The sequence below is a fragment of the Pantoea sp. Tr-811 genome (assembly GCF_011752535.1).
Taxonomy (GTDB): domain Bacteria; phylum Pseudomonadota; class Gammaproteobacteria; order Pseudomonadales; family Pseudomonadaceae; genus Aquipseudomonas.
The window spans coordinates 416,655-430,646 of sequence record NZ_VWXJ01000003.1 but is presented as its reverse complement, the minus strand read 5'-3'; the positions used below and the strand labels follow the sequence as shown (position 1 = coordinate 430,646).

At 64.3% G+C, this 13,992-nt stretch carries 14 protein-coding genes; 6 read left to right on the top strand and 8 right to left on the bottom strand.

The annotated features are described in order from the left end of the window. Positions 1-108: 108 nt before the first annotated feature. Complete coding sequence (locus tag F3J44_RS06975; protein ID WP_167065906.1) at positions 109-1,002, bottom strand: neutral zinc metallopeptidase; 894 nt, start codon at positions 1,000-1,002, stop codon at positions 109-111. 189 nt (positions 1,003-1,191) lie between these two features. On the opposite strand from F3J44_RS06975, the gene pcaH reads away from it, so the two are divergent. Together pcaH and pcaG are read left to right on the top strand one after the other, a co-directional pair. Then, complete coding sequence (pcaH, locus tag F3J44_RS06970) at positions 1,192-1,911, top strand: protocatechuate 3,4-dioxygenase subunit beta (RefSeq protein WP_167065903.1); 720 nt, start codon at positions 1,192-1,194, stop codon at positions 1,909-1,911. Positions 1,912-1,921: 10 nt separating this feature from the next. Next, entirely contained in the window at positions 1,922-2,527 is a 606-nt protein-coding gene (pcaG, locus tag F3J44_RS06965) for a protocatechuate 3,4-dioxygenase subunit alpha (RefSeq protein WP_167271347.1), read from the top strand. 81 nt (positions 2,528-2,608) lie between these two features. Here the strand turns inward: pcaG and F3J44_RS06960 are convergent, their stop codons facing one another. The 5 genes from F3J44_RS06960 to F3J44_RS06940 form a co-directional block, all read right to left on the bottom strand. Beyond that, the gene (locus tag F3J44_RS06960; RefSeq protein ID WP_167065897.1) at positions 2,609-3,043 is read right to left on the bottom strand and encodes a cupin domain-containing protein; all 435 of its coding nucleotides are present in this window, start codon (positions 3,041-3,043) and stop codon (positions 2,609-2,611) included. A gap of 102 nt (positions 3,044-3,145) precedes the next feature. Further along, positions 3,146-4,045, bottom strand: a complete 900-nt coding sequence (locus F3J44_RS06955) for a LysR family transcriptional regulator (protein WP_167271345.1) — start codon at positions 4,043-4,045, stop codon at positions 3,146-3,148. 58 nt (positions 4,046-4,103) lie between these two features. Further along, positions 4,104-5,189 (bottom strand): tRNA (uridine(54)-C5)-methyltransferase TrmA, encoded by a 1,086-nt coding sequence (gene trmA / locus F3J44_RS06950; protein ID WP_167271343.1) that lies wholly within the window; start codon positions 5,187-5,189, stop codon positions 4,104-4,106. After that, a complete protein-coding gene (locus tag F3J44_RS06945) occupies positions 5,186-6,481 on the bottom strand; it encodes an NCS2 family permease (RefSeq protein WP_167065888.1) in 1,296 nt (431 codons plus the stop codon). The genes trmA and F3J44_RS06945 overlap by 4 nt, the downstream gene beginning before the upstream one ends. Before the next feature lie 251 nt (positions 6,482-6,732). Next, positions 6,733-7,953, bottom strand: a complete 1,221-nt coding sequence (locus F3J44_RS06940) for an MFS transporter (protein WP_167271341.1) — start codon at positions 7,951-7,953, stop codon at positions 6,733-6,735. Positions 7,954-8,310: 357 nt separating this feature from the next. On the opposite strand from F3J44_RS06940, the gene F3J44_RS06935 reads away from it, so the two are divergent. From F3J44_RS06935 to F3J44_RS06925, 3 genes are read left to right on the top strand one after another with little or no spacing between them, the layout of a single operon-like run. Continuing rightward, positions 8,311-9,747, top strand: a complete 1,437-nt coding sequence (locus tag F3J44_RS06935) for a cytochrome ubiquinol oxidase subunit I (protein WP_167271339.1) — start codon at positions 8,311-8,313, stop codon at positions 9,745-9,747. Between the two features lie 3 nt (positions 9,748-9,750). Further along, complete coding sequence (gene cydB, locus F3J44_RS06930; RefSeq protein ID WP_167065882.1) at positions 9,751-10,758, top strand: cytochrome d ubiquinol oxidase subunit II; 1,008 nt, start codon at positions 9,751-9,753, stop codon at positions 10,756-10,758. A gap of 12 nt (positions 10,759-10,770) precedes the next feature. After that, on the top strand, positions 10,771-10,923 hold the full coding sequence (locus F3J44_RS06925; protein ID WP_167065880.1) for a DUF2474 domain-containing protein: 153 nt from the start codon (positions 10,771-10,773) through the stop codon (positions 10,921-10,923). Positions 10,924-11,071: 148 nt separating this feature from the next. Here the strand turns inward: F3J44_RS06925 and F3J44_RS06920 are convergent, their stop codons facing one another. Next, complete coding sequence (locus F3J44_RS06920) at positions 11,072-12,196, bottom strand: methyltransferase (protein WP_167271337.1); 1,125 nt, start codon at positions 12,194-12,196, stop codon at positions 11,072-11,074. A 94-nt stretch (positions 12,197-12,290) separates the two neighbouring features. After that, the gene (locus F3J44_RS06915) at positions 12,291-13,001 is read right to left on the bottom strand and encodes an autoinducer binding domain-containing protein (protein WP_167271334.1); all 711 of its coding nucleotides are present in this window, start codon (positions 12,999-13,001) and stop codon (positions 12,291-12,293) included. Between the two features lie 209 nt (positions 13,002-13,210). On the opposite strand from F3J44_RS06915, the gene F3J44_RS06910 reads away from it, so the two are divergent. Further along, positions 13,211-13,987 (top strand): ferredoxin--NADP reductase, encoded by a 777-nt coding sequence (locus F3J44_RS06910; protein ID WP_167065874.1) that lies wholly within the window; start codon positions 13,211-13,213, stop codon positions 13,985-13,987. The last annotated feature ends 5 nt before the right edge of the window (positions 13,988-13,992 follow it).

Genomic DNA, 13,992 nt, shown 5'->3' with positions numbered 1-13,992 from the left:
ATTTGTAAAAAGCCCATCGCGAGCTGCGCTCGCTCCTACAGGGGGGATACGCTTCCGGTAGGAGCGAGCGCAGCTCGCGATGGGCCGCAACGCGGCCCCCCTACACATTCAAAGGCTACGCGCCCCAAAGGTATCGCAGCTGTTCACATTGCCATTGGCAAACCCAGCCTTGAACCAGTGCACCCGCTGCGCCGAGGTGCCATGGGTGAACGAATCGGGCACCACGCGCCCCTGGCTCTGTTGCTGCAGCCGGTCATCGCCGATGGCATTGGCCGCGTTCAGCGCTTCTTCGATATCCCCAGGCTCCAGCCAGTTCAGGCGCTTTTGCGCCTGGTAGGCCCACACCCCGGCCAGGCAGTCGGCTTGCAGCTCCTGGCGCACCAGCAGGCCGTTGTCGCCCTTCAGGCGCTGGCCACTGCGCTGCGCGGCATCGATCTTCGCCGGCACTCCCAGCAGGGTCTGTACATGGTGGCCGATTTCGTGGGCGATCACGTAGGCCTGGGCGAAGTCACCGGCGGCGGCGAAGCGTGTTTCCATTTCGCGGAAGAACGCCATGTCCAGGTACACCCGCTGGTCTGCCGGGCAGTAGAACGGCCCGACCGCCGCCGTGGCAAAGCCGCAGGCCGAACTCACCTGGCCGCTGAACAGCACCAGCTTGGGGTCGCGGTATTGCTTGCCGGCCTGGGCGAACAGCGCCTTCCAGGTGTCTTCGGTGTCGCCCAGGATCGAGGCGACGAACTGTGCCTGCTCGTCGTTGGCCGGCGGCGCATTGCCGCCAGCGCCGCTGGGCGCTGCACGTTGCTGCTGTTGTTCCATCTGCCCGGTGAGCTGGCCAAGGATCTGCAACGGGTCCTGCCCGGTCAGCCAGCCGATGCCGACGATCAGCAGGATCGCCCCCAGGCCAAGCCCTTTGCCACCGCCAAAGCGCATGCCACCGCCGCCACCACCTTCGCCTCGGGCATCGACCACATTGTCGCTGCGCCGGCCTTTTCGCCATTCCATGAAGTGCTCCCGGAAACGTGAAACATGAGGTTAAAGATTAGATCAGCGCCACCAAAGGGCGTAGTACATAACCATTTGGTTATGTAAGGGGCGGCTGATTTCAATATTCATCCCGCGCGACCTATCCGAAACTGCAAGTCCGCCTGCACTGTACAGGCCGTTCTCATAATTCCAAGAGAGGAAACCGGCATGCCTGCCCAGGACAACAGCCGCTTTGTGATCCGTGATCGCAACTGGCACCCCAAGGCCCTGACGCCCGACTACAAGACCTCGATTGCTCGCTCGCCGCGCCAGGCACTGGTGAGCATTCCACAGTCGATCAGCGAAACCACAGGCCCGAATTTTTCCCACCTGGGCTTTGGTGCCCACGACCATGACCTGCTGCTGAACTTCAACAACGGTGGCCTGCCGGTCGGCGAGCGCATCATCGTTGCTGGCCGTGTGGTCGACCAGTACGGCAACCCGGTGCCCAACACCCTGGTGGAAATGTGGCAAGCCAACGCGGGCGGGCGCTATCGCCACAAGAACGACCGCTACCTGGCACCGCTGGACCCGAACTTCGGTGGTGTTGGCCGCTGCCTGACCGACCGCGACGGCTACTACAGCTTCCGCACCATCAAGCCGGGCCCGTACCCATGGCGCAACGGCCCGAACGACTGGCGCCCGGCGCACATCCACTTCGGCATCAGCGGCCCGTCGATCGCCACCAAGCTGATCACCCAGCTGTACTTCGAAGGTGACCCGCTGATCCCGCTGTGCCCGATCGTCAAGTCGATCGCCAACCCCGAAGCCGTGCAGCAGTTGATCGCCAAGCTCGACATGAGCAACGCCAACCCGATGGACTGCCTGGCGTACCGCTTCGACATCGTGCTGCGCGGCCAGCGCAAGACCCACTTCGAGAACTGCTGAGGACCCCGCCATGCCAATCGAACTGCTGCCGGAAACCCCCTCGCAGACCGCCGGCCCCTACGTGCACATCGGCCTGGCCCTGGAAGCGGCCGGCAACCCCACCCGCGACCAGGAAATCTGGAACCGCATGGCCAAGCCGGACGCGACGGGCGAGCAGATTCTGCTGATCGGCCAGGTGTACGACGGTAACGGCCACCTGGTGCGCGATTCGTTCCTGGAATTGTGGCAGGCCGACGCCAATGGCCAGTACCAGGATGACTACAACCTGGAAAACGCCTTCAACAGCTTTGGCCGCACCGCCACCACCTTCGATGCTGGCGAGTGGACCGTGCACACGGTCAAGCCGGGTGTGGTGAACAATGCCGCCGGCGTGCCGATGGCGCCGCACATCAACATCAGCCTGTTTGCCCGCGGCATCAACATCCACCTGCACACGCGCCTGTACTTCGACGATGAGGCCCAGGCCAATGCCAAGTGCCCGGTGCTGAACCTGATCGAACAGCCGCAGCGCCGCGAAACCTTGATCGCCAAGCGTTGCGAAGTGGACGGGAAAACGGCCTATCGTTTCGATATCCGTATTCAGGGGGAAGGGGAGACGGTGTTCTTCGACTTCTAACTCACACCTGCGCTCGCCCCAACCATCCCCCGGTTGGCGCGAGCGCAGGCCGCGATGGGCCGCCAGGCGGCCCCATCCCTCTCAGCCTTTCACGGGCTTGAGGTCGAACGCATCAGCCTGGTACTGAAACAACAGGCAATCCGCAGCGGCCGTGCAGCCGCTCTCATGCACCAGGTCCGCAGGCAGCTTGTAGTAGGACCCCGCCGGGTACTCGCTGCGCTTGCCATCGATCACCGCGTAGAACGTGCCCTTGAGCACCACCGTGGGCAGCACCTGGGTGTGCTGGTGCAGGCCGTTATCGGTGCCCTTGCGGAATTTCACATAGGCCGAATACGGCCCCTTGCCGAAGATATCGCCCTCGACATTGGCATAGCTGACGGCGCCCTTGGTGCCCGGCACGTCCTGCCACTTCAGGGCTGCGCTATCGGTGACGGAAATGGTTTTTTCCGCGGCGGTGACACCGGCCGCCACGCCAGCGATTGCCAGGGCTGCGAGAATTGCGTGCAGGATTTTCATGATGGAGCTCCTTCGTTGAGTGACTGTCAACGCAGGCTATCCAAACAATCAGTGCACAAATACTGGCTTATCCAGCCATGACCTGTGCGAAAAATGCACAAATCACCACCTCGGCGTTGAGTAATAGGCCTGCACGTAGTCGAGCAATGCCCTGACCTTGGGGGCCAGGTATCGGCTCTGTGGATAAACCGCATACAGGCTGCGCGGTGGCAGCGCCCAGCTTTCCAGCACCGGCACCAGGCGCCCGTCCTGCAGGGCATCGTGCACGATGAAACGGTCGAAGCTGGCGATGCCCAGCGCACCAATGGCGGCAGCGCGCAGGGCCATGGGCGAGTTGGCGCTCAGGCGCCTTGGCATCAGGATATCGCGCTGCTCGCCAGCGGCGCCGCTCAGCAGCAGGCGCTGCGGGTGCAGCAGCTGGCTGTAGCCGAGCAGGGCGTGGCTGGCCAGGTCGTCAGGTGTGGCAGGGGCGCCATGGCGTTCGAGGTAGCCCGGGGCGGCCACCAGCACCACCTCACTGCTGGCCAGGCGCCGTGCCACCAGGCTTGAGTCCGGCAGAGCGTCGGTAACCCGCAGGCAGACGTCGATCTCCTCCTCCAGCAGATCGACGAAACGGTCGCTGCAGTGCAGCTCGATATGCAGCTGCGGGTGGCGTTCGACGAAGTCCGGCAGCCAGCGGCCCAGTTCCAGTTCACCAAACGCGGTGGCTACCCCCAGGCGCAAGGTGCCAGTGGGTTGTTGCTGGTGCTCGGACAGCTCCAACGCCATTGCCTGCATCTGGTCGAGGATTTGCGCGCAGTGGCGGTAGAACAAGGCCCCAGCCTCGGTCAGGTGCAGGCGGCGGGTGGTGCGGGTGAGTAGCTGCGTGCCCAACTGCTGCTCCAGTTGCTTGACCTGGCGGGACAGCACGGTATGAGAAACGCCTGCCTGGCTGGCGGCGGCGCTGAAACTGCCGAGGTCGACGACCCGGCGAAAGGCTTGCATGGCACTGAACTGGTCCAACGGCACGAATCTCCTGGCAGCTTGCAGCGGAGCCGGTGGGGCCCCGCTGCAGCATGGATCAGCGCCGAACCAGCAGCACCCCGCTTTCCATGTGGTGGGTGTACGGGAATTGGTCGAACAGCGCGCAGCGTTCGATACGGTGGGTATCTTGCAGTTGCGCGATGTTCTGCGCCAGCGTTTCGGGGTTGCACGAGATGTACAGGATACGCTCGAAACGGCGGGTCAGCTCGCAGGTGTCCGGGTCCATGCCGGCGCGCGGCGGGTCGACGAACACGGTGCCGAAATCGTAGCTTTTCAGGTCGATGCCTTCGAGCCTGCGGAACGGCCGCACCTCGTTCAGCGCCTGGGTCAGCTCTTCGGCCGACAGGCGCACCAGGCGCACGTTATCCACAGCGTTCTCGTCGAGGTTGCTGAGGGCTGCGTTTACCGAGGTCTTGCTGATTTCGGTGGCCAGCACCTGGCGCGCGCGGGTGGCCAGCGGCAGGGTGAAGTTGCCGTTGCCGCAATACAGCTCCAGCAGGTCGTCCTCACGCTCGCCCATGGCCTCGAAGGCCCAGCCGAGCATCTTCTGGTTCACCGCGCCGTTGGGCTGGGTGAACGCGCCCTCTGGCTGGCGGTAGCTGAACACGCGGCCAGCGACATTCAGCTGCTCCACCGCGTAGTCGCGGCCAATCACCAGGCGCTTGCCCTTGGAGCGGCCAATCACGCTGACGCCAAGGTCCGTGGCCAGCTGGCGCGCGGCCACTTCCCAGGCGTCGTCCAGCGGGCGGTGATAGCACAGCGTGACCATTGCATCACCCGCCAAGGTGGTGAGGAATTCCACCTGGAACAGGCGGTTGCCCAGTGCCTCGCTGGCCTGCCAGGCCGCCTTCAGGCGTGGCATCAAGGCATTGATACGCTGGCTGGCAATGGGGAAGTCGTCGATCAGGATCGCCTTGTGCTTCTCGCCCGGGGCGAACATCGCGTAGTGGCGCTGGCCGTCCTCGCGCCACAGGCGGAACTCTGCGCGCAGGCGGTAATGCTCGCGTGGCGAGTCGAACACGGCCGGCTCCGGCGCCCCGAAGGGCGCCAGCAGCTCGCGCAGCCGGGCGACCTTGGCGTCCAGCTGGCTGTCGTAGGAGGAGGGGTCGAAGGCAGCACTCATGCGTTGAACCAGCCCAGCTTGATGACGAACAGAATGGAAAGGATCACCAGGGCCGGGTTCAGGTCGCGGTGGCGCCCCGAGATCAGCTTGACGGCGGTCCAGGAAATGAAACCGAAGGCGATGCCGTTGGCGATCGAGTAGGTCAGCGGCATGGCCAGAGCCGTCACCACCACAGGTGCGGCCTCGGTGACGTCGTCCCAGTTGATTTCCGCAAGGCCCGAGGCCATCAGCACGGCAACGAACAGCAGCGCCGGCGCGGTGGCGAAGGCCGGTACGCTACCGGCCAGCGGGGCGAAGAACAGTGCCAGCAGGAACAGCACGGCCACCACGATGGCGGTAAGGCCAGTGCGGCCACCGGCGCTCACGCCAGCAGCAGACTCGATGTAGCTGGTGGTGGTCGAGGTGCCCAGCAGGGAACCGGCCATGGCGGCGGTACTGTCGGCAATCAGCGCACGGCCCATCTTCGGCATGTGGCCGTCCTTGCCCATCAAACCGGCGCGCTTGGCCACGCCAATCAGGGTGCCGGAGTTGTCGAACAGGTCGACGAACAGGAAGGCAAAGATCACGCTGACCAGGCCTACGTCCAGGGCGCCCTTGATGTCCAGCTGCAAGAAGGTCGGGGCCAGCGATGGCGGCATCGACACCACGCCGCCGAACGGCGTCACGCCCATCACGATAGCGGCGATGGTCACGGCCAGGATGCCGATCAGCACCGCGCCGCGCACTTTCAGCGACTCGAGCCCGACGATCAGGAAGAAGCCCAGGGTGGCCAGGATCGGCGCCGGCTGCTTGAGGTCGCCCAGGCCAACCAGGGTGGCCGGGTTATCGACGACGATACCCGCGTTATGCAGGGCGATGAACGCCAGGAACAGGCCGATGCCGGCGGCAATCGCCGAGCGCAGCGGCAGCGGGATGCTGTTCACGATCCATTCGCGGATACGGAAGATCGACAGCAGGAAGAACATCACCGCCGAAAGGAATACCGCACCCAGCGCCACTTGCCAGGTGTGGCCCATGTGCAGCACGACGGTGTAGGTGAAGAAGGCGTTCAGGCCCATGCCCGGTGCCAGGGCGATCGGGTAGTTGGCGATCAGGCCCATGGTGGTCGAGCCGATGGCCGCGGCCAGGCAGGTGGCGACGAAGATCGCGCCCTTGTCCATGCCGGTTTCGCCGAGGATGCTCGGGTTGACGAACAGGATGTAGGCCATGGCCAGGAAGGTGGTGACGCCCGCAAGAATCTCGGTGCGCACGTTGGTGTTGTGTGCTTTTAGTTGAAACAGCCTTTCCAGCATGCCCGCTCCCCAGGGCGCTCGCGCGCCGTGAATGTATCGACCCCATCAGCAAAGCACACACCGCAGCCGGTGCCGTGGTTTTGTGTAGGGCGGAAAAAAGCCGCGCATCATACCAGCATGCTTGGCGGGGGCCTATGGCCGTTGGGGAAAGGGTTTTCTTGACCTGTGCCGGCCTCTTCGCGGGGCAAGCCCGCTCCTACAGTGTAGGAGCGGGCTTGCCCCGCGAAGAGGCCGGCACAGGCTTACGTCGATCACCCGTTATGCAACCGATCCCGCTTGGCCAATGTCGGGAACAGCCTTATCCACACCCCGGTCACCACCAACGTGCCCACGCCACCCAGCACCACCGCCGGCACCGTGCCGAACCAGTGCGCCGTCACCCCGGACTCGAATTCGCCCAACTGGTTCGAGGCGCCAATGAACAGCCCGTTCACCGCACTGACCCGCCCGCGCATCTCGTCCGGCGTCTCCAGTTGCACGAACGCCCCGCGAATCACCATGCTGATCATGTCGGCCGCGCCCAGCACCACCAGCACCGCCAGCGAGAACCAGAACGACGTCGACAACCCGAAGGCGATGGTCGCCACGCCAAACAGCCCCACTGCGGTGAACATGGTGCGGCCGACCTTGCGTTCCACCGGGAAGCGCGCCAGCCAGAACGACATCAGCAAAGCCCCCACCGCCGGCGCCGAGCGCAGCAGGCCCAGGCCCCAGGGGCCTGTCAGCAGGATGTCCTTGGCGAACACCGGCAGCAACGCCGTGGCGCCGCCCAGCAGCACGGCGAACAGGTCCAGGGAGATGGCACCGAGGATGTCTGGGCGGCTGCGGATGAAGCGAATCCCCGCCAGCAGCGACTCAAGGCTGGCGCGGCCACGCTGGGGCACTTGCTGGCGCGAGTCGAGGCTGAGCATCAGCAGGCAGGCGATGGCGTACAGCACCACCGTCGGGCCATACACCCAGATGCTGCCGAAGGCATACAGGAAACCGCCCACGGCCGGGGCGACGATGGTCGCCGACTGGGTTGCCGAAGCCGAGGCCGCCACGGCCCGCGGGAACAGGCCTGTCGGTACCACGTTGGGCAGCAGCGCCTGGGTGGCGGGCATCTCGAACGAGCGGGTGGCGCCAAGCAGGAAGGCCAGGGCGAAGATCAGCTCGCGGCTGACGTTGTCGGTGGCACTGCCCACGGCCAGCGCCAGGGCGATCAAGCCTTGCAGGGTCTGGCACAGGGCGGCCACCTTGCGCCGGTCGTAGCGGTCGGCCACGTGGCCGGTGTGCAGCATGAACAACACCCGCGGGGCGAACTCCACCAGGCCGACCAGGCCCAGGTCGAGCACGTTGCCGGTCAGCTGGTAAAGGTGCCAGCCAATGGCCACTGTGAGCATCTGGAAGCCGCTGGCGGTGAACACCCGGGCCAGCCAGAAAGCGATGAACGGGCGGTGGTGACGCAACAACTGCGGTGCGGAATCGGACATCGGAAACCTGTTGGCCTCGGCGCAGTAGAGGGGGGCGCAGCGTATCATCTGTTTGTAACAAGTGGTTACTGTTTGCCCAAGTCGGCACTTTTTCACGCTCTGTGAAAGGGGGTGGGGCAACCGGTCACGCGGCATTCAACCACACGGCCCGGCGGGCTATTCGGGACTATGCTTCCTAACAGTCGTTGATCTGGATCAAACGTTGCATTTGCAACGGTTGGCCAACGATTGGCCTTACGGCCGGATTCCCTGCGATCGAACAGAACAATTCCAACGCGCCACGCTCGACTCAAACGTAGGGGCAGTGGGCGACCGGGCCAAAAGCCCGCAAGCCGAATTACCTGAAGAGGAAGCACCATGTTCGGAATAGAGGCCTTAGAGCTCGCCCGAATGCAGTTTGCCTTTACCGTGTCGTTCCACATCCTGTTCCCGGCCATCACCATTGGCCTTGCCAGCTACCTGGCCGTTCTCGAAGGCCTTTGGCTGCGCACCAACACGCAGGTGTACCGCGACCTGTACCACTTCTGGTCGAAGATTTTCGCCGTCAACTTCGGCATGGGCGTGGTGTCTGGCCTAGTCATGGCCTATCAGTTCGGCACCAACTGGAGCCGTTTCTCCGATTTCGCCGGCGCCGTCACCGGCCCCTTGCTCACCTATGAAGTGCTGACCGCGTTCTTCCTGGAGGCAGGCTTCCTGGGCGTCATGCTGTTTGGCTGGAACCGCGTCGGCCGTGGCCTGCACTTTTTCTCCACGGTCATGGTTGCGCTCGGCACGTTGGTTTCGACCTTCTGGATCCTGGCTTCCAACAGCTGGATGCAGACGCCCCAGGGCCACGAGATCATTGATGGCCGGGTAGTGCCGGTGGACTGGCTGGCAGTGGTGTTCAACCCCTCGTTCCCGTTCCGCCTGATGCACATGGCCACCGCGGCGTTCGTCTCCACCGCCTTCTTCGTTGGCGCCTCGGCGGCCTGGCATTTGCTGCGCGGGCGTGACAACCCGGCGGTGCGCACCATGTTGTCGATGGCCATGTGGATGGCCCTGATCGTCGCCCCGATCCAGGCGGTGATCGGCGACTTCCATGGCCTCAACACCCTCAAGCACCAGCCGGTGAAAATCGCCGCCATCGAAGGCCACTGGGAGAACAAGCCCGGCGAGCCGACCCCGCTGATCCTGTTCGGCATCCCCGACATGAAAGCCGAAACCACCCACTTCAAAATCGAGATACCGGCGCTCGGCAGCCTGATCCTGACCCACAGCCTCGACCAGCAAGTGCCGGCGATGAAGGAATTCCCGCCCGAGGACCGGCCCAACTCGACCATCGTGTTCTGGTCGTTCCGGGTGATGGTCGGGCTCGGTTTCCTGATGATCTTCGTCGGCCTCTGGAGCCTGTGGCTGCGCAAGCGCGGCACGCTGTACAGCTCGCGGCCTTTCCTGCACGTGGCCCTGTGGATGGGCCCGTCCGGGCTGGTGGCGCTGCTGGCCGGCTGGTTCACCACCGAGATCGGCCGCCAGCCGTGGGTGGTGTACGGCCTGTTGCGCACTGCCGACGGTGTGTCCAACCACAGTTATGCACAGCTTGGCTTCACCCTGGTGGCGTTCGTGGTGGTGTATTTCGCCCTGTTCGGCACCGGCCTTGGCTACATGATGCGCCTGGTGCGCAAAGGCCCGCAGACCGGCGAGGGCGACGAGCACAACCCCGGGGGCCCCGGCACCAAACGCACGCCGGCGCGGCCATTGTCGGCCGCTGACGATGGCCGCAAGGCCGAGCCTGCCAGCCTGAGCAAGGGGAACTGAGCCATGGGTATCGACCTTCCGCTGATCTGGGCCGTGATCATCATCTTTGGCGTCATGATGTACGTGGTGATGGACGGCTTCGACCTGGGCATCGGCATGCTCTTCCCGTTCGTCAAGGGTGAGCGTGACCGCGATGTGATGATGAACACCGTCGCCCCCGTGTGGGACGGCAACGAAACCTGGCTGGTGCTGGGCGGCGCCGGGCTGTTCGGGGCCTTCCCCATGGCTTATGCCGTGGTGCTCGAAGCCCTGTACCTGCCGCTGATCCTGATGCTGATCGGCTTGATCTTCCGCGGCGTGGCCTTCGAATTCCGCTTCAAGGCCCGGGACGACAAGCGCCACCTGTGGGACAAGGCGTTCATCGGTGGATCGCTGGTTGCCACGTTCTTCCAGGGCGTGGCCCTGGGCGCGTTCCTGGAGGGCTTCAAGGTGGTCGACCGGCATTTCGCCGGGGGCACCCTCGACTGGCTGACCCCATTCAGCCTGTTCTGCGGCCTCGGGCTGATCGTTGCCTACACCCTGCTGGGCTGCACCTGGCTGATCATGAAAACCGAAGGTGACCTGCAAACGCGCATGCACGACCTCGCCCGGCCGCTGGCGCTGGTGCTGCTGGCGGTGATTGGCATCGTCAGCCTGTGGACGCCCATCGCCTACCCGCAAATCGGTGCCCGCTGGTTCAGCATGCCCAACCTGTTCTGGTTCATGCCGGTTCCGCTGCTGGTGCTGGTGACCTTCTACGGGCTGCTCAAGGCGGTGGCGCGCAATGCCCACTACACCCCGTTCCTGCTGACCCTGGTGCTGATCTTCCTTGGCTACAGCGGCCTGGGCATCAGCCTGTGGCCCAATATCATCCCGCCCTCGATCTCCATCTGGGACGCCGCGTCGCCACCCCAGAGCCAGGGCTTCATGCTGGTGGGTACGCTGTTTATCTTGCCGTTCATCCTCATGTACACCTTCTGGAGCTACTACGTGTTCCGCGGCAAGGTCACCCATGAAGATGGCTACCACTAGGAGGGCCTGACGATGACGGGTAAACCTGGCCTGGAAGAGAAGAAGCCGCTGTGGCAGCGGCTGGGGTGGCTGGTGTTGATCTGGGCGATGAGCGTCGCGGCCCTGGGCGTGGCGGCCTGGGTGATGCGGTTGTTCATGGGCGCGGCTGGGCTGACGACCCACTGAGCCTGAGCGCTACCGGTAGGAGCGAGCGTAGCTCGCGATGGGGCGCGCAGCGGCCCCGGGTTTCAGCTTCGTGGCTGATAACGCCGGGGCTGCTTTGCAGCCCATCGCGAGCTGCGCTCCTACCTGGAAATTGCGGGGTGTTGGGGGATTATTTACGGGCCTTGAGGATCACGAACTTGGGCGTTGCCGCCACCTGCTCGACGCCACGGAACAGCCTCGCCAGCTTGCTGTGGTAGCCCAGGTGGCGGTTACCGACGATGTACAGCGCCCCACCCACCACCAACGCTTCACGCGCCTGCTGGAACATGCGCCAGGCCAGAAAATCGCCCACCACCTGCTGCTGGTGGAATGGCGGGTTGCACAACACCACGTCCAGCGACTGCTTTTCCACCCCCGCCAGGCCATCCGCGGCCATCAGGGTCGCCGCCCGTTCGCCCAGGGCCGCTTGCCAGTTTTCCTGGGCCGACTGCACCGCCATGTACGACTCGTCCACCAGCGTGTACTGCGCATCGGGGTTGGCCAGGGCGCTGGCGATGGCCAGCACGCCATTGCCGCAGCCAAGGTCGGCAACCCGGGCATTGCCCAGGTTGCGCGGCAGGTGCGGGAGGAAGGCGCGGGTGCCGATGTCCAGGCCGTCGCGGCAGAACACGTTGGCATGGTTCACCAGTTCCAGTTCAGGCGTGTCCAGGCGGTAGCGGCTGGGGTAGGGCGAGGTGGCAGCGGGGCGCCCGGCAGCGCTGGCGCTCAGCAGCCGGGCCTTTTTCACGGCGAGCGAAGCCTGTACCGGGCCAATGTACTTCTCCAGCAAGTCGCCAGCGGCACGCGGCAGGTGCTTGATCATGGCGCCGGCAATCACCTGTGCCCCCGGCGCCAGGTGCCCTTGCAGGCGGATCAACTGTTCTTCGAGCAGCGCCAGGGTCTTGGGCACCCGCACCAGTACCCGGTCGAACGTGCCTTGCCAGTGTTCGCTGGCCGGTACGAACGGCACGCTGTCGAATGCCAGGCCATTGCGCGCCAGGTTCTTTTCCAGGGCCATGCGTGCCAGGTGCGAGTCGCCACTGCTGGTAACTTGCAACTGCCCGGCCAGGCTGGCCGCCAAGGCGCCAAAGCTGTCATTGAGCACCAATACCCGCGTGCCCGCCGCCAGGCCCTGCTCGTGCAGCTGCTGCAGCAGGTACTCGTCGGCGGCGTCGAAGGCCTGCAGCGGGTCGTTGGCCTGGTCCGGCTGGCGGATCAGGTCGAGTTCGGCATAGGGGGTGGTCAACAGGGGCATGGCGTTTGGCTCGGGTACGGATCTGCCCACGGCCATTCGCCGCGGGCTTGAAGTACGCGATTCTACAGGGCTTTGCCGAAGGTCGCAGGCCTGGCTATTCGATCAGGCCACGCATCAGGGCGATGGCGATGGCGCCGGCCTTGTTGGTGGCGTTGGTCTTGGCGATCACGCTGCGAATATGGAAATTCACCGTGCTTTGCGACAACGACAGGATGCAGGCCACGTCCGCGGCGGTTTTGCCAGCGGCGGACCACTTGAGCACTTCCAGTTCACGTTCGCTCATCTTCAGGGGCGGCGCACTGAGCCTGGTCAGGTGGTAATCACTGATGATCGCGTGCATCGAGTGGCACAGCCACTGCACCCGGCCGGCCTTGTCGTAGAGTTCCGATGTGCTTATTTCACCCATTGGGCGGCTCACGCTCACCTGGCTTTCGTTGTGCTGCAGGTCGTGCAGCGACTGCGTCCAGCCATGGCGCAGGCCATGCAGGCAGGCCTGCTCGCGAAAATGCGGCACTTCCCGGTACAGCTCATCGGTCCACAGCACGGGCAGGGTGGAGTTGTGGCTGCGCACGGCAGCGGCATCCTGGCGGTGCAAGTCGTCACGCTCGCAGCACGCCACCCACTCGCTGGGGTAGTTGCTGTAGTGGTATACCTTGGGGGCCTGGGCAGCCAGTTGCAGGCGAAGCCGGTAACCCAGGAAGGTCATGTCCAGGTCCTGGGCCAGATTTACCGCGAGGTCGAAAACTTTCTGGGGCGTGCGTTCGCCGGCCAACTGCTGCAGTTGATCGTGATTCCAGTGAATCATCTATCAAACCCTCGGAGCATCGAGCTTAATCGTATGCATTTCCGCCTAATTGTAGGAAGGTTCCTACTAATACGTTCGGAATATTTAGCTATAGCGCTTCGCTGTTTTCGCTCCTCGGCAGGCTCGCCCGGGGGTGCCCCTACACTCCGATGGTTTTTATCCGCGGCACTTTGCGCGACACTTGGCACACGCTACCCACGGAGCCCCCCATGACCGCCAGTGCCGACAAATTCACCCGCCAGACCCTGCTCGACGTTCAGCCGTTGACGCCGAACCTGTTTAGCCTGAGGGTTACACGCGATGCGGGGTTCCGTTTCCGGGCCGGCCAGTTCGCGCGGCTGGGCGTGACCAAGGCCGATGGCAGCGTGGCCTGGCGGGCTTACTCGATGGTCAGCGCGCCCCATGACGAGTACCTCGACTTCTTTTCCATCGTAGTTCCCGGTGGCGAGTTCACCAGCGAGCTGAGCCGGTTGGGCGCGGGCGATACCCTGCTGATCGACCGCCAGGCCTTCGGCTACCTGACCCTCGACCGCTTTGTCGGTGGCCGCGATCTGTGGCTGCTGGCGACCGGAACCGGCATTGCGCCGTTCATGTCGATCCTGCAGGACTTCGAAGCCTGGGAGCGGTTCGACAACATCAAGTTGGTGTATTCGGTGCGCGAGGCGAAAGAGCTGGCCTACGTGGACGCCATTGCCGGGTTGGAGCAGCGCGACTACCTGGCCGAGTTCGCCGGCAAGCTGCAGTTCATTCCGGTGGTGACCCGCGAGCAGCACCCGGGCGCACTCAATGCACGCATTACCACGTTGATCGAGAACGGCGAACTGGAAAAGGCCGCCGGGCTGGAACTGTCGCCTGAGCATTCGCGAATCATGCTCTGCGGCAACCCGCAAATGATCGACGAGACGCGCAAGGTGCTCAAGGCACGCGACCTGCAGCTGAGCCTGAGCAAACGGCCTGGCCAGGTGGCGGTGGAAAACTACTGGTAAGGCGA